Source organism: Afipia sp. GW821-FHT04G03, assembly GCF_059419985.1.
Genome location: NZ_JBWKSV010000004.1, coordinates 217,709 through 236,506 on the forward strand (window position 1 = coordinate 217,709; position 18,798 = coordinate 236,506).

The following is an 18,798-nucleotide window of genomic DNA, read 5'->3' on the forward strand; positions in this document are numbered from 1 at the left end:
GCATATGGCCGAACGCAAGCGCGCGGACCTTTTGCTGGTTGAGCGCGGCTTGTTCGAAAGCCGTGCCCGCGCGCAGGCGGCAATCGAAGCCGGCGGCGTCATCGCCAACGGCAAGCAGATCCTGAAGCCTTCGGAAACCGTTCCTGTGGATGCCGAGATCGCAGCCGAACCCGCGCATCCCTGGGTGTCGCGCGGCGGCGTCAAACTCAGCGGCGCGCTGGAGCAGTATCCCATCGACGTCGAGGACCACGTTTGCGTCGATGTCGGCGCATCGACCGGCGGCTTCACCGAAGTGCTGCTCGCCAACGGCGCGAGCCTTGTCTATGCCATCGATGTCGGGCGCGGCCAGTTGCATCCAAGCCTGCACGGCAATCCGAAAATCGTTTCGATGGAGGAGACCGACATTCGCTCGCTCGCCGGCAAGCGTCTGGAGATCCGGCCCGATGTCGTGGTGATCGATGTCAGCTTCATTTCACTGAAACTCGTGCTGCCGGCGGTGCTGCCGCTGGCGGCCGCGCCGACCCATCTGCTGGCGCTGATCAAGCCGCAGTTCGAGGCCGAGCGGAAGCATTCCAAAAAGGGCATCGTCCGGGATGCGACCGTGCATCAGGCCGTGTGCGATGATATCGCCGCCTTCGCGGCGCAGTTGGGCTGCACCAACATCAAGATATTCCCCTCGTCCATCGCAGGCGGTGACGGCAACGCGGAATTCTTTCTCGGCGCGCGGCGCGGCTGATGACCGAACGCTTCACCATCGATCATGTCGGCCATTTCGGCGACGGCGTTGCCATCGCGAACGGCGCGAGAATCTACGTGCCCTATGCGCTCGGCGGCGAGACCGTCGATGTTCTCCCCTCGCCCGGACACCCGGACCGGCGCGCACTCGCGCATGTCGTGACTGCAAGCCCGGAACGGATCGATCCGTTCTGCCCGCATTTCGGCACCTGCGGCGGCTGCGCCATCCAGCACTGGCAGCCGGAGGCTTACCGGGCATGGAAGCGGCAGCTTGTGGTCGAGACGCTCGATCACGCCGGCATCTCCTGCGAGGTCGAAGGGTTGATCGACGCGCATGGCACCGGACGTCGCCGCATGACGCTGCACGCGCGGCAGAGCCAGCAGGATATCCTGCGCGTCGGATTTGCAGCCGCCGGGCGGCACGAGATCATCGCCATCGACCGCTGCCCGATCCTCGACCCGGCCATGAACGGCGCCATCGAGGCGGCGAACGAGATCGCGGAATTGCTGAAACCTGTCAGCAAGCCGCTCGATATTCAGGTGACGGCGGCGGATAACGGCCTCGACGTCGATGTGCGCGGCTCGGGTCCGCTCAACACTGCAATGCTGTCGGCGCTGTCGAAACTCGCCGAGAAGCACAATCTCGCGCGGCTGACGCGACACGGCGAGCTGGTCATCATGCGCGCGCCGCCGGTGGTGCGCGTCGGCAAGGCGCAGGTCACGTTGCCGCCGGGCTCGTTCATGCAGCCGACCGCCGCAGGCGAGGAAACGCTGGCCGCGCTGGCCTTCGCGCGAGCCAAGGGCGCCAAACATGTGGCGGATCTGTTTTGCGGTTTCGGTCCGTTCGCATTCCGGCTTGCGGAGAAGTTCAAGGTGTCGGCCTTCGACAGCGATGCGGTCGCGGTGACGGCGCTGCAAAACGCCGTGAAACTCACGCAGGGCCTCAAGCCGATCAGGGCCGAGGCGCGCGACCTGTTCCGCCGGCCGCTGATGCCGCAAGAGCTGCGCGACTACGATGCCGTGGTATTCGATCCGCCGCGTCAGGGCGCGCAGGCGCAATCGCAGCAACTCGCGGCCAGCAAGATCGCGCTGGTGGTCGCGGTGTCGTGCAATCCGGCGACCTTCGCGCGCGATGCGCGGATTCTGATCGACGGCGGCTTCAAGCTCGACAGCGTCGCGCCGGTGGACCAGTTCCGCCACACGCCGCATGTGGAGCTGGTGGCGCGGTTTCGGCGCTGACTACCTTCCCCACCGTTCCTGCCAGATCTTCTCGCCGACCAGACACGACACCCGCGGCTCGCGGGTCGCGGCCGGAACGACGGACAATTCGGGCACGCGATGCGCGACTTCCATCACCAGCTTGGTGCGGATCGCCTCCTTGAACTTTTCCCGCGTCTTGATCGGCACCACGAACGATCCCGCGCCGCCGATCACGCAGTCCTCGTAATAGATATCGAGATTTTCGATATCCATGGTGGCGTAATTGGTTTCCTTCGACATGATCGGCAGGCCGTTGATGGTGACGCCCTTGGCGAGCGCCGCGTCGCGCGCAATCGTGACCGGCTCGCCGTTGTTGTTCGGCCCGTCGCCCGAAATATCGATCACCCGGCGGATGCCGCGATAATCGTTTGCCTCGAACAGCGGCATGGCGAAATTGATCGCGCCGGAGATCGAGGTGCGCGAGGCGCGGCGCAGCGGCGCTTTCAGGATTTCGTCGGCGACGGCGCCTGCCGATTCCGGACCGTCGATCACGCGCCACGGGATCACGATCTTCTGGTCGGTGGACGCGGCCCACTCGAAATAGGTCACCGCGACCTTGCCGGTCGGGCCGGTCTTCAGCGCCTGCAGGAATTCTTTCGAGGTGAGGGCGAGCGCGTAGCCTTCGCGCTGCAAGGCCAGTTCGTCCATATCCATGGAATAGGAGACGTCGACCGCGAGGATCAGTTCGACATCGACCCGCTTGGCCTCGTCGGCCTGCGTGGGCAAAGACGGTGTGGCCGGCGCCGCGAGGCCGGGGACGTCCCCGCCGGCGATCACCCCCGCCGCAATCACGGCTCCGATCGAGACACACCAGCGCATGGCGAACCTCCCGTCGTCCAGATCAGGATGGTGACACGCCGCGCCCAGCCCCGAAAGCCGGAACCGGGGTCCGCATCCGCTTCGTACACAGCAACCGGAATTCCGGTCCTTTTTCGGGCGGACTGCCTCATGGGGAGGCATTTACCAACATTTCACGGAATTTGTTTACGTTTAGCGGTGCGGACGTCCTCCCAACGCCGGGAATGACCCTCCGACTGGAAATTGCCACACAGTGCCAAGCCTTCCCGGGCGTCGAACTTGCGTTCGACCGTCAGGTCCTCCTGTCGCCCAAAGGCATCGTTGATCGCAGACCGGGGGTCAGAAGACCCTAAAGGACATTTCAATGCTCTCCAGGTTCTCCATTCGCACCAAACTCGTTGCCCTCGTTTCATTCCTGCTGATTTCCCTCACCGCCATGGGCGCCTTCGCGATCATCGAGATGCGCGCCATCAATGCGTCCGCGCAGGACATCAAGACAAGCTGGCTGCCGAGCGTTCGCCTGGTCGGCGAATTGCGCACCCAGTCGGCGCGCTACCGCGCCGTGCTGCGCGATTACCTGACCGAACCGGACGAGGCCTTCATGGCCGATATCCAGCGCAATCTCGATGCGCGCGCCAAGGACTACGACACCGCGAACAAGGCCTATGAGCCGCTGATCTCCTCCCCGCAGGAAGCGGCTCTTTACAAGGAACTGTCAGCGACCTGGAAAACCTTCCGCGAGGCCTCCGACGAGGTGATCGCCCACGCCCGCAAGCGCGAAACGGCGCAGGCCCGCGCCGTCAACGCCCAGCGCGCGACGGTGGCCGGCCGCAGCATGGACGCGGTGCTGACGAAGCTGGTCGATCTGAACGACAAGGGCGCGGCCGCATCCGGGCTGAAAGCCGAGAAAGACTACGAACTTGCATTTGCAATCGTCCTGGGCGCGCTGGCCGCGATGGCGCTGGCCGGGTTGACCGCAGCCATCCTCATCGTCCGCGACATCGCCCGTGGCATCGGTTCGGTACTGACCCCGATGCGCGCCCTCGCCGCCGGAAACCTCGACGCCCAGGTCCCGCATCAGGGCGAGAACACCGAGATCGGCCAGATCGCCGACACGGTGCAGGTGTTCAAGGATGCCATGATCGCCAAGAAAGCCGCCGATGAAGCCGCTGCGGTCGAGGCCGGCGTCAAGATGCGCCGGGCGGAAACGCTGGACAAGGTCACGCGCAATTTCGAAGGCATGATCGGCGAACTGATCGGCTCACTGTCGTCGGCCTCCACCGAAATGGAAGCGACCGCCAGCACCCTGACCAACGCCGCCGACGTCACACGGCAGCTATCCAGCGAAGCCGCCAATACCTCGCGCGACGTTTCGGAAAGCATCCAGTCCACCGCCACGGCGACCGAGGAGATCACCTCCTCGGTGAACGAGATCGGCCGTCAGGTGCTGGAGTCCAGCCGGGTCGCCCAGGTCGCGGTCAAGCAGGCTGAAAAAACCGATGCCAGCATCACCGAATTGTCGAAGGCCGCGGCCCGCATCGGCGATGTGGTGAAGCTCATTACAGCGATTGCCGAGCAGACCAACCTGCTGGCGCTGAACGCCACCATCGAGGCGGCCCGTGCCGGTGAGGCCGGACGCGGCTTCGCCGTGGTCGCGTCCGAGGTCAAGGCGCTGGCCTCGCAAACCGCGAAAGCCACCGACGAAATCACCACGCAGATCGCGGGAATGCAGGCGGCAACCGGCGACTCGGTCGCGACCATCAAGGAGATCAGCACCACCATCGACCTGATGTCCGAGATTTCCTCGACCATCGCGGCCGCCGTGGAAGAACAGGGCGCCGCAACCCAGGAAATCGCCCGCAACGTGCAGCAGGCGGCCGAACTCTCGGCGCGCGTGGCCGCGAACATCTCGGATGTCGACCGCGGCAACAGCGAAACCGGCGCTGCTTCGGCGCAGGTGCTCTCGGCGGCGCAGTCGTTGTCGAAGGAAAGCAACCACCTGCAAACGGAAGTGCAGAACTTCCTCTCGACGATCCGCGCCGCATAACCCGATTCGCCTGGCGAACGATTCAAAACGGCAGCTCTCGGGCTGCCGTTTGTCTATGCATCGGATTGCAAAACCGATTCATGCGTTTGGCGCATTGGGCCTCAGCGCAAATGCCGCACGAAATGGAGTGCTTTCGTGGCCGGCGCGCCGATGCCTTTACGAACATTTCACCCAACATCGCGAAAGTCGAAATCGCGAATCTGGTCCTGAAAGCGGCCCGGATTCGGCCAATCATCTCATCTCCGCACTCTTCCGGCGATGCCAACGCCCACCAACGGGTCAGAAAGACCCAAGGACCCCATCATGCTGTCCAGGCTTTCCATTCGTACCAAGCTCACCGCCGTCATCGCCTTCCTGCTCATCGCCATGACCGCGATGGGACTTCTGGCCATCAGGCAGATGCAGGACATCAACACCAGCGCCTCCGAAATCCAGAAGAGCTGGCTGCCCAGCGTCCGGGTGCTCGGTGAATTGCGCGCGGGCGTCATCACCTACCGCAACGTGATCCGCGAACACATGCTGTCAGAGCTTCTCGATGAAAAGCTGGCCCAGGAAAAAACGCTGGATCTGGTCGTCGAAGGCAACACGAAAATCCGCCAGACCTACGAGACGCTGATTACGTCACCGGAAGAACGGGCGCTGTACAACGAATGGGCCGCGGTCTGGGAAGAGTACAAGAAGGGCGCTGCAGCGGTGATGAAGCTATCGCGTGAAAGCGCGGGCAAGAAACCAACCGAAGCGCATGACCTGAATACGATCACCGTCAACCTGATCGGGATCAAGGCCGACGGCATTCTGAAAAAGAGCATCGAACTCAACAACAAGGGCGCCGATGCGGCTGGCCTGGAAGCCAGCAACAGTTATGCGACGGCGTTCAAGATGGTCGTCGGGGCGCTCGCTTTCGCGATCATCTCGGGCATCGCGATCGGCTTCTACCTGATCCGCGACGTCTCGCGCGGCATCACCTCGATCGTGACGCCGATGAAGGCGCTTGGAAGCGGTGATCTCACGGCCATCGTGCCGCATCAGGGCGAAAAGACCGAAATCGGAACGATGGCGGACACCCTGCAGGTCTTCAAGCAGGCGCTGATCGACAAGAAGGCCGCCGACGAGACCGCGGCGATCGAGGCCGATGCCAAGATCCAGCGCGGCCAGCGGGTCGATGCCATCACGCGGGATTTCGAATCGCTGATCGGCGAACTGGTCGAGTCGCTGTCGTCGTCCTCGACCGAACTGGAAGCAGCGGCCAATACGCTGACCAGCACCGCCGAGACCACCGGCAAGACCTCGGGTGCTGCCGCCAGCGCCTCGCAGGAAGTGTCGAGCAACGTGCAGTCCGTCGCGGTGGCGACCGAGGAAATCACCTCGTCGGTCGGCGAGATCGGCCGTCAGGTGCAGGAGTCCAGCCGCATTGCCAACGAGGCCGTGCGTCAGGCGCAGAAGACCGACACCAGCATTACCGAACTCTCCCAGGCTGCAAACCGCATCGGCGATGTGGTGAAACTGATCACGGCGGTTGCCGAACAGACCAACCTGCTCGCGCTCAACGCCACCATCGAGGCCGCCCGCGCCGGCGATGCCGGCCGCGGCTTCGCCGTGGTCGCCTCCGAGGTCAAGGCGCTCGCCGCGCAGACCGCCAAGGCGACCGATGAAATCAGCGCGCAGATCGCCAACATGCAGACGGCGACGCGGGAGTCGGTGACCACGATCAAGGAAATCGGCACGACCATCACCCTGATCTCCGAAATTTCCGCGGCCATTGCCGCGGCTGTGGAAGAACAGGGCGCCGCGACCCAGGAAATTTCCCGTAGCGTTCAGCAGGCGGCGGAATTGAGCGGCGAAGTCGCCAACAGCATCACCGATGTCAGCCGGGGTGCGGGCGAAACCGGTGCCGCATCCGGCCAGGTGTTGTCGTCGGCGCAGATGCTGTCGAGCGACAGCGCCCGCCTGAAGATGGAAGTGCAGAAATTCCTCACCACGGTTCGCGCGGCGTAAGCTTCGTCGCATCGCCCAAGAGCAAAACGGCGGCCTTAAAGGCCGCCGTTTTTATTTGGCCTGGTCCCCGTCTGTGGGCGGCATGTCGTCCGGCAAGCCGTAGACGCGCTGCGGGGCGGCAAATCCCGCCACCGAGAACAGGCCGAGATCGGTCCAGTCCGCATCAGCATGGCCCGCGAACTCGGTGGAGGCGAGGACCGTGCGGTTGAGCCGCCCGGTCATCTTCTCGATGCGCGCGGCGAGATTGACCGCCGGGCCGATGCAGGTGAAATCGAGCCGGTCGCCGCCGCCGATATTGCCGTAGAGCACCTTGCCGACGTGCAGCGCCAGACCGAAGCGGAAGTTGGCGAGCGTCTCGCCGCCGTCGTCATAGGTCATCGCCGCGACGCTGGCGCGACAGGCCCGGGCCGCGTCCAGAACGCGCTGACACACGGCCTTTTCGTCGCCCTCGGTTTCGCTGATCGGAAACACCGCCAGCAACCCGTCGCCCATGAATTTCAGGACTTCGCCGCCGTGATCGAGAATCGACGGCACCTGACAGTCGAAGTAACGGTTGAGAATATCGACCACCGCTTCGGACGACAGACGGTCCGACAGCGGCGTGAAACCGCGCAGATCGGACAGCCAGATCGCGGCATGCATGGATTCGGTATGGCCGCGACGGATTTGCCCCGCAAGGATTCTGGCGCCCGCGCGCCCGCCGACATAGTTGTTCAGCAGCCCGGCGGCGGTGCGCCGCAGCAGCCAAATTTCGATCATGCGCGTCAGGGACGGCATCAGCGCATTCAGGCCGTCGATCTGTGCGTCCGTGAAGCCGCCCGGCTCTTGCGTGATCCAGCTCGAAGCGTGGACTTCGCCATCTGACATGACGAGAGGGAGCGCGAGATAGTCCGTCGCGCCCTCGGCGCGCATCTCGGAAAAGAACGGCGAGTTGCCGATGTTGCTGTCGGACAGCCGCCGCCGCACCTCCCGCCCCTGTTCGAACACCGTCGCCAGCGGACTTGAGAGATAGTCATCCTGCAATTCCGAACCATAGGCCATGGTGCCCAAGGTCACGCCGGAGCCGCGCCGCCAGACAAAGCTGCGGCCGATCAGGCTCGGGTGAAGCATACTGACGAAGATGCCGACGCGCCACAGCGGAAGACCGCCCGCGACCAGCCGCTCGCACGCTTCGGCTGCAAACAGTTCAACCTGCGGCGCCGACTGCGCGCCGTTCGCCAGCCAGTTCGCAACGCTCTCAAGGTTTACAGCCTGCATGGTTCCGTTTTGCGACGACAGGCGGCATCGGGTCAAGACCGGTGGCCGGGTGCGCTCACCACAGATCGCGATAGTTCGGGAATTTCTTCAGCATCGCGTCATAACGGACCGGCTGCAGCCACCTCAGGGCCACCTTCATGACCGGATTCAGCATCGGCGAGACGTGACGCACGTAGAGATCGATCGGGTCAAGGCGATGTCCGAGATGCAGCTTCGGTTCGTAATTGAGGCCGCTGCTGCGAATCCACTTGAATCCGCGCCCGATCGCCCAGGTCGTCATGTCCCGCACGATGTAGTGATAGAGGTGCAGATCGAGTGCGATGGCATAATCGAAGCCCACGTATTCGAAGAACAACTCGTCGCCCTGAATCATGAACATGCCGAAGGCGGCCAGCCTGTTGCCCCTGTGCCAGAGCAGGAAAAAAACCTTGTCCTTCATTCGCACGCTTAACTGGCGGAAGTAGTCCTTGGTGAGTTTCTCAAAATGAAGCTTCGAGCGTTCGTAGACTTGCAGATAGAGCGGGTAGATTTCATCGACCAGACCGGTGATGTCATCGGTGGCGCTCATGCGAATGCGCTCGTCCGCCGTCGCCTTGAGATTCTTGCGGAAGTGCCTGCGCGAGTTGCAGCTCATGGCCCTGGAAATGTACGTGTCGAAGCCGTCATAATCGATGTTGAGCTTTGTCATCGGCATGCTCGGGACGCGGGAGAATCCGGCTTTCACAAAGCACGCGAGAGCGTCACGGTACCGCGCCGGAAATTCCTTCAGGACGATGAGATCCGCGCCGAGCATTCGCGCATGTTTGACGATATCGCGCGACAGCAATTCCGCGATGGCGGTGGCCGGCAGATCGTCGGCGCAGGCCAGATGTCCTTCACCTGCGGAACAGCCGACCATCAGGGTTCGCAACTTGAGAAAGCGCGGGTTCACGCGGCGCACGGACGAAACCCAGCGCACATAGGCAGGTTTGACGCCTTCGACGATATCCTGATCGAGCAGGAAGAACGGCTGGACCGCCCGGATACGGCCGGCATCGTCGCGGACCGCAAAATAGCGATACTCGAAATTGTCCGGAAGCGTATCTTCGATGATCTCGTAGTAGCGATAGTCCTTCCTCTCTCCGGCGAACATCGATCGCCAGGCCGCGCAGGAGTCCAGCTCGGCGCGAGTCACGACCTCAACCGAGAACGAGACTTGCGACGAGCCGGTTCTGCCCGCAGCGTGTCCGGATTCAGACCCGGTCACTGTCGGCGTCAGCCGCAGACATACACTTGCCGCCAGCGCCATCCGTAGCGGGTAGGAACCCGCATGGTCTGGTAGCAGTCGTCATACGGATAACCGGCGTAATAGTAGTCGTTGTAATAGTAGGGCACGCCGAATCCGATCGCGAACGGAGCGAAATTCCGGAAGTGCCGGTGATGACGGAAGTGTCCACCGTGACGGAATCCCACGCCGCTCACGTTGGCAAAGCGGGCACCGCCTGACGGCACGGCAAAGCGGGATCCGCTGAATCCACCACCGTGCATGGCAAAACTGCCGCTCCGAAATCCGCCGCCGGATATCGCTGCGCCGCGGAATCCGCCGCCGCCACCACCGTGGAAGCCGCCGCCGCCGTGACCGCCTCCTCCGTGACCGCCGCGTGCGAACGCGTCAACTGGCGAGTACGCAGCGATTGCCGCAACCGTGGCAACGCCGATCATGAGTTTTCTGAACATGGCTCACCTCCAACCGAGATGTGGCCCCTAAATCATAACGCGGCGTGCGAGATTATATTTCCGCGCCTCGTCAAATTTAATTGAGATGAACGCTTCATAACAGCGATCAGCCGCCAGCTGGCTCTCGGTGGCCGCGCGCTGACACTGCGGAATTTATGTCCCGACCTGCCCGCGATGGCGCAGCAGATGATCCGCGATCACGCAGGCCATCATGGCTTCACCGACCGGAACGGCGCGAATGCCGACGCAAGGGTCATGGCGGCCCTTGGTCATGATGTCGGTGTCCGCGCCGGATTTGTCGATGGTGCGCCGTGGCGTCAGGATCGAGGACGTCGGCTTCACCGCAAAGCGCGCAACGACGGCCTGCCCGGTCGAGATGCCGCCGAGAATGCCGCCGGCGTGATTCGACAGGAACGTCGGGCCGTTATTGCCCATGCGCATTTCGTCGGCGTTTTCCTCGCCGTGCAGTTCGGCGGCGCCAAAGCCCGCGCCGATCTCGACGCCCTTCACCGCATTGATGCTCATCAGCGCGGCGGCAAGATCGCCGTCGAGCTTGCCGTAAATGGGCGCGCCCAATCCAGCAGGCACGCCTTCGGCGACAACCTCGATCACAGCACCAATGGACGAACCCTTCTTGCGGATGTCATCGAGATATTCCGCGAAGAACGCGGCCTTGGCCTTGTCCGGGCAGAAGAACGGATTGCGGGCGACCTCGTCCCAGTCCCATGCCGCCCGGTCGATCTTGTGCGGACCCATCTGGACCAATGCGCCGCGCACGCGCACGTCTGGAATGATCTTGCGCGCGACAGCACCCGCCGCGACACGCGCAGCCGTCTCGCGCGCGGAGGAGCGCCCGCCGCCGCGGTAATCGCGCAGGCCGTATTTCGCCTCATAGGTGAAGTCGGCGTGACCGGGACGAAACTTGTCCTTGATCTCGGAATAGTCCTTCGAGCGCTGGTCGGTGTTCTCGATCATCAGCGCGATCGGCGTGCCGGTGGTGACCTGCCCCTTGTCCGTGTCCATCACGCCGGACAGGATTTTCACCTGATCGGCTTCCTGCCGCTGCGTCGTGAAACGCGATTGCCCCGGACGGCGGCGGTCGAGATCGAGCTGGATCTCCTCCACGGTCAGCGGGATTTGCGGCGGGCAGCCATCGACCACGCAGCCGAGCGCCGGCCCGTGGCTCTCGCCGAAGGTCGTGACGCGAAACATATGGCCGAAGGTGTTGAAGGACATGGTTCGTACCGAAAGTAGCGGAAATCGCTACATTTCGTACCGCTAGGAGCCGTCAGGGTCAAATACGCGAGCGCATAAAGCGTCCGCCTTAACTATGTTTCGTGACCTGCCCGTCGGCAAAGACGTAAACCACGCCCTGCTCCACCGTGAGATCCGACGCACCGACCGGCGTTTCGACATCCAGCGCCACCAGCAACGCGCGCATCGAGCCGCCATGCGACACCGCGACGGTGTCCTGCAGCAGCGAGTCGTACCAGTCGCGCATCCGGATGGTGACGGACGCATAGCTCTCGCCGCCCGGCGGCGGCACGCCCCACTTGTCGATCTGACGTTCGGCGAAAATCTCGGGATGCGACAATTCCATCTGCGGCAGCGTCGAGCCCTCCCAGTGACCGTAGCCGATCTCGCGCAGCCGGTCGTCGAGCTGATAGTCATACGGCGGCACGCCAAGTACTCCGCGCAGCAACTCCATGGTGTTGCGCGCGCGTCCGAGCGGCGACGACACGAACGGCACCTTTGCAGGGTTGTGTTCGTCGCGCGCCAGAATATCGACCAGCAATTCACCGGAGCGGATCGCCTGTTCCTTGCCGATGTCGTTCAGCGGAATGTCCTGCGTGCCCTGAAAGCGGCCCGCGGCGTTCCATTCGGTCTGGCCGTGGCGGATGAAGTAAACGGTGGGAGATGGCATGGAATTACTCGGTTTTTTTCTCTTGGTCGTCATCCTGAGGTGCGAGCCGTTCTTGCGGCGAGCCTCGAAGGATGGCGTGACAAAGAAGACGGACATGCGCTCCTTCGAGGCTCGCGACAAACGTCGCTCACACCTCAGGATGACGCTGCGCGTCTTGAGTGACGCTTATTCTTTCCCGCCCAGCGAGATGTCCGGCGCGTGCGGATTCTTCATGCCGGTGACGTGATAACCGGAATCGACGTGATGCACTTCGCCGGTGACGCCGCGTGACAGGTCCGACAGCAGATACATCGCGCTGTCGCCGACCTCTTCCTGCGTGACGTTGCGGCGGAGCGGTGCATTCAGTTCGTTCCACCGGAGGATATAACGGAAATCGCCGATGCCGCTCGCCGCCAGCGTCTTGATCGGTCCCGCCGAGATCGCGTTGACGCGGATGTTCTTCTCGCCCAGATCGGCCGCGAGATAGCGCACGCTGGCTTCGAGCGCCGCCTTCGCCACGCCCATCACGTTGTAATGCGGCATCCACTTTTCCGCACCGTAATAGGTCAGTGTCAGGATCGAGCCGCCCTCGGTCATCAGGTGTTCGGCGCGCTGGGTGATCGCGGTCAGCGAGTAGCACGAGATCAGCATCGACTTGGTGAAGTTGTCCTGCGTGGTCTCGAGGTAGCGGCCGTCGAGTTCGTCCTTGTCGGAAAACGCGATGGCGTGCACGACAAAGTCGATCTTGCCCCACCGCTTCTTCAGTTCGGCGAACACCGCGTCGATGGTCGCCGGATCGGTGACATCGCAATGGCCGAGCGTGATCGCGCCGAGTTCCTTCGCCAGCGGCTCGACGCGCTTTTTCAGCGCATCGCCCTGCCAGGTGAACGCGAGTTCCGCGCCCTGGTCGCGGCACGATTTCGCGATCCCGTAGGCGATGGAGCGGTTGTTCGCCACGCCCAGGATCACGCCGCGCTTGCCGCGCATCAGGCCCACATTTTCAGCCATGAATTCACATCCAGATTGCCGGATAATAAGGACGCCCCTCATGACATAGGCGCCAAAGCGGTTCAAGCCGACAAGGGACGCAGACCCCTAACCTTAATGGCCGAAACCGCCGGAATACGTGGCCATTGGCGGTGTTTTATCGATAGAACGGCAGATGTGCCGCCAGACCACGACGACCTTCGCGGGCCATTGATGAGCAACGACTTCCGCCACAACGTCGAGACCATGATCCCGGCCCTGCGGCGCTATGCGCGGGCGCTGGCTCGGGACTCTGACATCGCGGACGATCTGGTGCAGGACACGCTGGTGCGGGCGCTGCGTTCGGAGAAGCTGTTTCTCGGCGGCGACCTGCGCGCCTGGCTCTATACGATCTTGACCAACCTCAACCGCAACCGCCGACGCTCGCTGGCGCGGCAGCCTACGTTGATGGAACTGCACGACACCACGGCGGACGCCTCCGGCACCGAAGCCGAAGGCCGCGACATCTCCCGCGCGCTTGCCACGCTCGCGGACGACCAGCGCGCGGTGCTGTTGCTGGTGGTGCTGGAAGGCCTGAGCTACCGCGATGTCGCCGACATTCAGGGCGTGCCGATCGGCACGGTGATGTCACGCCTCGCCCGCGCGCGGGCGCATGTGAAGGCGACGCTTGAGGGGGAACGTCCCGCCCTGCGGCGGGTGAAGTGAGACACGACAAGGAACGATGCGAGATGGAATCGATGCGCGACAAATGGGGAGATCCGCTTTCTTCTCCCTCTCCTTCGTGGAGAGGGTGGCGCGCTGAAAGCCATGCGATTGGCGCGCGGGGTGGAGGTGTTTGTACCTTGCGTAACCTCCACCCCACCTGTGCGAGCGGCGGGGTGCCGCGATTGCGACGAAACGACACTGGATCTGAGAGACAATGCCGATGACCGACACCAACATTCCCGTCACCGAGGACGAACTCCACGCCTACGTGGACAACGAACTCCCCGCAGAGCGGCGGGCCGCGGTCGAGGCATGGCTCGCGACCCACGCCGACGACGCCGAGCGGGTAACGTCATGGCGCGCGATGAGCGACGCGCTCCATGCCAAATACGACACGGTGATGGACGAGCCGGTGCCGGCGCGGCTGTCGGTCGACCAGTTGTCGCGTGCGCCGCGCCGCTGGATGATGGGCGCTATCGCGGCCTCCCTGCTGGCGTTCGCGGCGGGCGGCGGCGCCGGATGGATGGCGCATGGCGCCAGCGCGAAGCCGTCGATGTTCGCGAATTTCACCGGCGACGCGCTCGACGCGCACAAGCTTTACGTGGTCGAGGTGCGCCATCCGGTCGAAGTCGCAGGCAATGAGAAGGCGCACCTTCAGCAGTGGCTGACCAAGCGCTGCGGTTGGCAGGTTCGTGCGCCCGAACTCGACGCCACCGGGTTGAAACTCGTCGGCGGCCGGTTGCTGCCCGGCCCCAACGGCCCTGCGTCGTTCCTGATGTACGAGACGACATCCGGCGAGCGCTTCACGATCTACGCGTCGCGCGCAACCACCGACACGACACAGATGCGCTACGCGGCGAGCGGCAGCAACGGCGCAATGTTCTGGGCCGACCGCGGCGTGGGCTATGTCGTGAGCGGCGGCGCGGACCGCGACCGCCTCACGCAAGTCGCGCGGCTGATCTACGACCAGAACGAGAAGGCCGGACTGTAAGCCCGGCTTTTCTCCTCACTCCTTGCTCGCCAGCACCTTGTCGATGCGGCGTCCGTCGAGGTCCATGATCTCGAACCGCCAGCCATCCGCGTTGATGACTTGCCCGACCGCGGGAATTGCACCGAACTTCTCGAGCAGAAAGCCGGCAAAGGTCTGGTAAGGGCGCGACGCAGGCAGTTCGATGCCGAGCAGTTGCGCGAACTCGATCGCGGGCATCCAGCCCGCGATGAGCAACGATCCGTCATCGCGTCTGACGAAGGCCGGCTCCGCCGGACCTTCCTCGGTGTGAAAACTGCCGACGATGGATTCCAGAATATCCGCGCTGGTGACGACGCCCTGAAACGTCCCGTATTCGTCGTGAACAAGCCCCATGTGAACCGGCGAGTCGCGCAGGATGGCGACCACGTCGCGCGCGTCGACGGTTTCGGGAATGACCGGCGCTTCGCGGATCAGGTCGCGGATGTTGGGCACCTTGCCCGAGAGATACGCATCCAGCATGTCCTTTGCCTGCACGATGCCGAGCGTTTCCTCGCCGTCGAACACCGGCAGGCGGGAATGCGAACTGTCCCTGAACGCGAAGCGGATCGCCTCCGGCGGCTCCGACAGATTGATCATGCTGACTTCATGACGCGGCGTCATGACCGCGCCCACCGGAAGATCGCCGAGCCGCATCACGCCGGCGATCATTTCCTTTTCGCCGGGCTCGAGCACGCCCGCGTTTTCCGCTTCCACGACGAGCGTGCGGATTTCGTCTTCGCTGATTTTTTCCTCGGCATCGCCGCGCTGGCCGAGCAGCCAGAGCAGGCCCTTGCCCGAGCGATCGAGCAGCCAGACCAGCGGCGATGAGACTTTCGCCAGCATCACCATCGCCGGTGCGACCTTTACCGCGACCGCTTCGGGATCGCGCAACGCGATCTGCTTCGGCACCAATTCACCGATGATCAGCGAGGCGTAGGTGATCACCGTAACCACAATGCCGACACCCGCCGCATCGGCGACGCCCGGCGACAATCCAACACTTCCCAGCCACGCGCCGAGGCGCGCGCCGAGCGTAGCGCCGGAAAACGCGCCCGACAGCACGCCGACCAGCGTAATGCCGATCTGCACGGTGGACAGAAATTTTCCGGGATCGGATGCCAGGGCGAGCGCGCGACGCGAACCGCTCACTCCCTTTTCAACAAGTCCCATCAGCCGCGCGGGCCTGCTTGAGACGATGGCAAGCTCCGACATGGCGAGCAAGCCGTTGATCACGATGAGAACCGTGACGATTCCAAGTTCGAGGGATAACAAGGTGTGCCTTTTGTGACGAAACGCTCTGCCGTCGATCCCGAATACTATCGGCGTTTACAGGGTGAGGATAGGCGGCGCACCCGCGCACCTTACTCCGTGGAACCGGATCTGCGCCGACGGCGGGCGCGATTAAATCGCGCGTGATTTCAAATCTGAAATGCTGAAAAATTATCTCTCTGAAAGCGGCGGTATGCTCAGGCGCTGCTGCGAGGGCGCGACATCACGCCTCGCCGACCGCCTCCGGTTCGACAACTTCCACGAGCTTTTTCTTCGGCGCGGCCTTCTTCTTTTTCGGCTCGACCGGCGGCGGATTCAGTGCCTCTTCCGCTTCCTTCGCGAGACGCAGCGCGCGCAGGCGCTCCATGTTCTTGCGGACGTCGATCGACTGCTTGTCCACCTGGGCAAGCGCCGCCGCGCCCTCGATGCGGGCCACACGCTGCGTTTCGAGGCGGGCGAGTTGTTCGGGCGTCTGAATCTTGGGGGCTTTACTTGTCATCATCAATATATGGGTATTGGAACCCCGTTCCGCCACCGCTTGAGTGCAAATCGCAGCAGCGGCGGAACCGCGGGCGAGCGTTGACAAAATCCGGATATAAGATTATATTCCTATAATCCTGTTCGTGAGGGGCGCTTCTCGAGGGCGCTTTGAAGCGGAACAGGATGCGGCGCCTGCACGTGTGTTTCGCAAACACACGCTCGGGAGGCTGGGGTCACCGTCCGGGCCAACTACGTGGCTCTGCCGTTCGCGGCTGGACGCGGACAGGATGAAGGCGGGGAAATCCCGCCGGATAAAGACGCACCGCGTCCGTCCTGTCCCGGAAGTACGGTCCTCTCGCCCAAAATCGCCGCAATGGAGCGCCGTGAGGCGATGCGCTTTCGGAGACACGCCGCTTCGCACGCGGTGCCGGAAGCGAAACAAACACAAGGTGCGCCTCGCGGCGCTCCATGCCCCTCGTTGTTTAGAGCGGGCGAAACCAAAAACTCACCTCGCGCAACTAAAGCGCGGGAACGAACGCGCGTGCGTGAATGGACGTGGCTGTTTGAAAACTGAATCGAGAATGCGAGGTGGTGCGACACGTTCGCCACACCCACGATGTCGTCCCCGCGAACGCGGGGACCCATGCTCACTGAACTTGCGGAGAGCGGATCGCCGTCATCAACAATGTTTTCGAGGATTAATGGGTCCCCGCTTTCGCGGGGACGACGTGAAGAGAGATCAGGGACGGCGCGAAGAAAAATTGCGCGCGATGTTGCACCACCCATGATCGTCATCACCGGGCTTGACCCGGTGATCCACGCCTTGCGAACGTTAGGATAAGTCGTGGATGGCCGGGTCAAGCCCGGCCATGACGAACTTTAAGTCAGGCGAGTTCTGTGCCGCACTTGGGACGCCGCCTCGGGGACGGCGTGGAAAGATTACTCAAAATCCGTGCGCGGATTGGTCGGATGGTGGTCACGCCATTTCTCCATCAGCGCTTCCAGCTCCGCATCGTTGCCGTCGGGCAGCACGATCCGCGTGGTCGCAAACAGATCGCCAAAAGCGTCGGCCCCCTGCGCGCCCTTGATCGGCATCCCCTTGCCCTTCAGGCGAAACGTGCGCCCGCTCGACGTGTTCTTCGGGATCGAGAGCTGCACCGCGCCGTCGAGCGTCGGCACGCGGACGCGCGCGCCGAGCACGGCTTCATACAGCGTGATCGGCAGGTCGAGGCGCAGATCATTGCCGTCGACCTTGAAGTAGGGATGCGGCGCGATGTTCACGGTGATCAGCACGTCGCCCGGGCGATGGCCGGGCGCGGTCTCGCCCTGCCCCTTGAGGCGGATCTGCTGACCCGCGGTGACGCCCGCCGGAATCTTGACGTTGAGTTCCTTGCCGGTCGGCAGCCGCACGCGGCGCGTCGCGCCGTTCACCGCTTCCTCGAGCGCGACGGTCATGGTGACGGAGACATCGAGATCGGTCGCGAACGGCGTGTCGTATTCGAACGTGCCTGCACCGCCGCGCGGACCGCCGCCGCCCATGGGACCGGCGCCGGCCTGACCGCCAAACATGCTCTTGAGAATGTCCTCGAACGCGCCGCCGCCGCCAGCGCCGGCAAATCCGCCCGCGCCCGGCGCACCGCCGGTGCGGAACGAATACTCGAAGCCGCCCGGCCCCGCGCGGCGCGCGCCGCCGCCGCCGGGAAAGCCAGCGCCTTCAAAATTCTGGAACTTCGGTTTGCCCTCGGCATCGATCTCGCCGCGATCGAACTGCTTGCGCTTGTCCTCGTCACCGAGGATTTCATTCGCAGAGTTCAATTCGGCAAAGCGATCGGCCGCTTTCGGGTCGCCCTTGTTGGCATCGGGGTGGTGCTTCTTGGCGAGCTTGCGAAAAGCGCTCTTGATCGCCGCCGCACTGGCACCCCGCTGCACCCCCAGGACCTCATAGGGGTCGCGCATCCGTCAGGTCTCCTTGGAATTCAGGTGAGGACCGAGTGGCCCTTTGCCCTGATGTGGGGTTTTCGTGACAATCCCGCAACGGGTTTACCCGCGAAACTGCGATGGCCGCGGCGGTTCTGGCCACGTGTTCGATTTGTTAACCGCGCCTCAACCCTAGCTTCTTTTCCAGGGCTTCAGGTTACGGATTTCCCAAGAGCCCTTGTCCTGCTGACAGGCGGCGCCCTGCAGCCAGCCTTCATTACTGCCGCGCACATAGCTGGCAAGGAAATCCCGGCAGGTCCGGCCTTCCGCGGTGTAGGTCGAGGCCAATGGCGTGACCGAGCCGCGCGCGCCGGTCTCGGGATTCTCCCAGGGCTGGCTGACGTCCTTCTGGCCGCGGCTCAGCACGTCGGAGGCGGCGTTGCGGGCGAGCGCGAGGTCGGCGTCGGTGAGATTGGTGTCGTCGTGGGAGCGGATCACCGGCGTGATCGAGCCGGTCACGTCGGACGCATCGTCCTTCCGGGGGTCCTTGCCGAACATGGTCCCCATGCTGCACCCGCCGGCGGAGCAACCCACCGCAACCAGCGTCACCGCCGTGACAAGCCGCCCGATCGGCGATAGGCCACGGCCCCCACGTACCCTATATAGGGAACGCTCGAGAACAGACTTGGCACTGAGCGCCGCCAGGATACGCAACCGGAT

Annotated in this window: 17 protein-coding genes; 6 read left to right on the forward strand and 11 right to left on the reverse strand. The window is 63.6% G+C overall.

Annotation, left to right across the window (positions count from 1 at the left end; all coding sequences use genetic code 11):
- The first annotated feature begins 4 nt into the window (after positions 1 to 4).
- Positions 5 to 736 (forward strand): TlyA family RNA methyltransferase, encoded by a 732-nt coding sequence (locus AC07UB_RS19170; RefSeq protein ID WP_494654019.1) that lies wholly within the window; start codon positions 5 to 7, stop codon positions 734 to 736.
- The gene (locus tag AC07UB_RS19175) at positions 736 to 1,974 is read left to right on the forward strand and encodes a class I SAM-dependent RNA methyltransferase (RefSeq protein ID WP_494654017.1); all 1,239 of its coding nucleotides are present in this window, start codon (positions 736 to 738) and stop codon (positions 1,972 to 1,974) included. Before AC07UB_RS19170 ends, AC07UB_RS19175 begins: the two co-directional genes overlap by 1 nt.
- On the opposite strand, the gene AC07UB_RS19180 is transcribed toward AC07UB_RS19175, so the two are convergent.
- Positions 1,975 to 2,814, reverse strand: coding sequence for a DUF1194 domain-containing protein (locus AC07UB_RS19180; protein WP_492792200.1), 840 nt, complete (start codon positions 2,812 to 2,814; stop codon positions 1,975 to 1,977).
- A 343-nt stretch (positions 2,815 to 3,157) separates the two neighbouring features.
- On the opposite strand from AC07UB_RS19180, the gene AC07UB_RS19185 reads away from it, so the two are divergent.
- Positions 3,158 to 4,840: a methyl-accepting chemotaxis protein gene (locus AC07UB_RS19185; RefSeq protein WP_494654015.1), complete on the forward strand. Its 1,683-nt coding sequence runs from the start codon at positions 3,158 to 3,160 to the stop codon at positions 4,838 to 4,840.
- Positions 4,841 to 5,143: 303 nt separating this feature from the next.
- Complete coding sequence (locus AC07UB_RS19190) at positions 5,144 to 6,835, forward strand: methyl-accepting chemotaxis protein (protein ID WP_494654013.1); 1,692 nt, start codon at positions 5,144 to 5,146, stop codon at positions 6,833 to 6,835.
- A gap of 51 nt (positions 6,836 to 6,886) precedes the next feature.
- Here the strand turns inward: AC07UB_RS19190 and AC07UB_RS19195 are convergent, their stop codons facing one another.
- The 6 genes from AC07UB_RS19195 to fabI form a co-directional block, all read right to left on the reverse strand.
- Entirely contained in the window at positions 6,887 to 8,092 is a 1,206-nt protein-coding gene (locus AC07UB_RS19195) for an adenylate/guanylate cyclase domain-containing protein (protein WP_494654011.1), read from the reverse strand.
- 55 nt (positions 8,093 to 8,147) lie between these two features.
- Positions 8,148 to 9,380 (reverse strand): GNAT family N-acetyltransferase, encoded by a 1,233-nt coding sequence (locus AC07UB_RS19200; RefSeq protein WP_494654009.1) that lies wholly within the window; start codon positions 9,378 to 9,380, stop codon positions 8,148 to 8,150.
- Complete coding sequence (locus AC07UB_RS19205) at positions 9,347 to 9,808, reverse strand: hypothetical protein (RefSeq protein WP_494654007.1); 462 nt, start codon at positions 9,806 to 9,808, stop codon at positions 9,347 to 9,349. The genes AC07UB_RS19200 and AC07UB_RS19205 overlap by 34 nt, the downstream gene beginning before the upstream one ends.
- 153 nt (positions 9,809 to 9,961) lie before the next feature.
- Entirely contained in the window at positions 9,962 to 11,044 is a 1,083-nt protein-coding gene (aroC, locus tag AC07UB_RS19210; protein WP_492792194.1) for a chorismate synthase, read from the reverse strand.
- A gap of 88 nt (positions 11,045 to 11,132) precedes the next feature.
- Positions 11,133 to 11,732, reverse strand: coding sequence for a histidine phosphatase family protein (locus AC07UB_RS19215; protein WP_494654005.1), 600 nt, complete (start codon positions 11,730 to 11,732; stop codon positions 11,133 to 11,135).
- A 165-nt stretch (positions 11,733 to 11,897) separates the two neighbouring features.
- Positions 11,898 to 12,719 carry an enoyl-ACP reductase FabI gene (fabI, locus tag AC07UB_RS19220; protein WP_494654003.1) on the reverse strand — a complete coding sequence of 274 codons (822 nt, stop codon included), beginning with the start codon at positions 12,717 to 12,719 and terminating at the stop codon, positions 11,898 to 11,900.
- 192 nt (positions 12,720 to 12,911) lie between these two features.
- Between fabI and AC07UB_RS19225 the strand changes: the two genes are divergently transcribed.
- Both AC07UB_RS19225 and AC07UB_RS19230 read left to right on the forward strand, forming a co-directional pair.
- Positions 12,912 to 13,403, forward strand: coding sequence for a sigma-70 family RNA polymerase sigma factor (locus AC07UB_RS19225; protein WP_492792191.1), 492 nt, complete (start codon positions 12,912 to 12,914; stop codon positions 13,401 to 13,403).
- Between the two features lie 220 nt (positions 13,404 to 13,623).
- A complete protein-coding gene (locus AC07UB_RS19230) occupies positions 13,624 to 14,394 on the forward strand; it encodes an anti-sigma factor family protein (protein WP_492792190.1) in 771 nt (256 codons plus the stop codon).
- A 15-nt stretch (positions 14,395 to 14,409) separates the two neighbouring features.
- Here AC07UB_RS19230 and AC07UB_RS19235 read toward each other — a convergent pair whose 3' ends face one another.
- The 4 genes from AC07UB_RS19235 to AC07UB_RS19250 form a co-directional block, all read right to left on the reverse strand.
- Complete coding sequence (locus tag AC07UB_RS19235; RefSeq protein ID WP_492792189.1) at positions 14,410 to 15,684, reverse strand: hemolysin family protein; 1,275 nt, start codon at positions 15,682 to 15,684, stop codon at positions 14,410 to 14,412.
- A 220-nt stretch (positions 15,685 to 15,904) separates the two neighbouring features.
- Positions 15,905 to 16,183, reverse strand: a complete 279-nt coding sequence (locus AC07UB_RS19240) for a hypothetical protein (protein ID WP_494655285.1) — start codon at positions 16,181 to 16,183, stop codon at positions 15,905 to 15,907.
- Between the two features lie 917 nt (positions 16,184 to 17,100).
- Positions 17,101 to 18,117, reverse strand: coding sequence for a DnaJ C-terminal domain-containing protein (locus AC07UB_RS19245; RefSeq protein ID WP_494653999.1), 1,017 nt, complete (start codon positions 18,115 to 18,117; stop codon positions 17,101 to 17,103).
- 153 nt (positions 18,118 to 18,270) lie between these two features.
- Positions 18,271 to 18,792, reverse strand: a complete 522-nt coding sequence (locus AC07UB_RS19250) for an RT0821/Lpp0805 family surface protein (RefSeq protein WP_494653997.1) — start codon at positions 18,790 to 18,792, stop codon at positions 18,271 to 18,273.
- Between the last annotated feature and the right edge of the window lie 6 nt (positions 18,793 to 18,798).

Bases quoted from the DNA above. Each gene is read 5' to 3' on its own strand.
- AC07UB_RS19170 (WP_494654019.1), top strand. From the start codon at position 5: ATGGCCGAACGCAAGCGCGCGGACCTTTTGCTGGTTGAGCGCGGCTTG.
- AC07UB_RS19175 (WP_494654017.1), top strand. From the start codon at position 736: ATGACCGAACGCTTCACCATCGATCATGTCGGCCATTTCGGCGACGGC.
- AC07UB_RS19180 (WP_492792200.1), bottom strand. From the start codon at position 2,814: ATGCGCTGGTGTGTCTCGATCGGAGCCGTGATTGCGGCGGGGGTGATC.
- AC07UB_RS19185 (WP_494654015.1), top strand. From the start codon at position 3,158: ATGCTCTCCAGGTTCTCCATTCGCACCAAACTCGTTGCCCTCGTTTCA.
- AC07UB_RS19190 (WP_494654013.1), top strand. From the start codon at position 5,144: ATGCTGTCCAGGCTTTCCATTCGTACCAAGCTCACCGCCGTCATCGCC.
- AC07UB_RS19195 (WP_494654011.1), bottom strand. From the start codon at position 8,092: ATGCAGGCTGTAAACCTTGAGAGCGTTGCGAACTGGCTGGCGAACGGC.
- AC07UB_RS19200 (WP_494654009.1), bottom strand. From the start codon at position 9,380: ATGGCGCTGGCGGCAAGTGTATGTCTGCGGCTGACGCCGACAGTGACC.
- AC07UB_RS19205 (WP_494654007.1), bottom strand. From the start codon at position 9,808: ATGTTCAGAAAACTCATGATCGGCGTTGCCACGGTTGCGGCAATCGCT.
- aroC (WP_492792194.1), bottom strand. From the start codon at position 11,044: ATGTCCTTCAACACCTTCGGCCATATGTTTCGCGTCACGACCTTCGGC.
- AC07UB_RS19215 (WP_494654005.1), bottom strand. From the start codon at position 11,732: ATGCCATCTCCCACCGTTTACTTCATCCGCCACGGCCAGACCGAATGG.
- fabI (WP_494654003.1), bottom strand. From the start codon at position 12,719: ATGGCTGAAAATGTGGGCCTGATGCGCGGCAAGCGCGGCGTGATCCTG.
- AC07UB_RS19225 (WP_492792191.1), top strand. From the start codon at position 12,912: ATGAGCAACGACTTCCGCCACAACGTCGAGACCATGATCCCGGCCCTG.
- AC07UB_RS19230 (WP_492792190.1), top strand. From the start codon at position 13,624: ATGACCGACACCAACATTCCCGTCACCGAGGACGAACTCCACGCCTAC.
- AC07UB_RS19240 (WP_494655285.1), bottom strand. From the start codon at position 16,183: ATGATGACAAGTAAAGCCCCCAAGATTCAGACGCCCGAACAACTCGCC.
- AC07UB_RS19245 (WP_494653999.1), bottom strand. From the start codon at position 18,117: ATGCGCGACCCCTATGAGGTCCTGGGGGTGCAGCGGGGTGCCAGTGCG.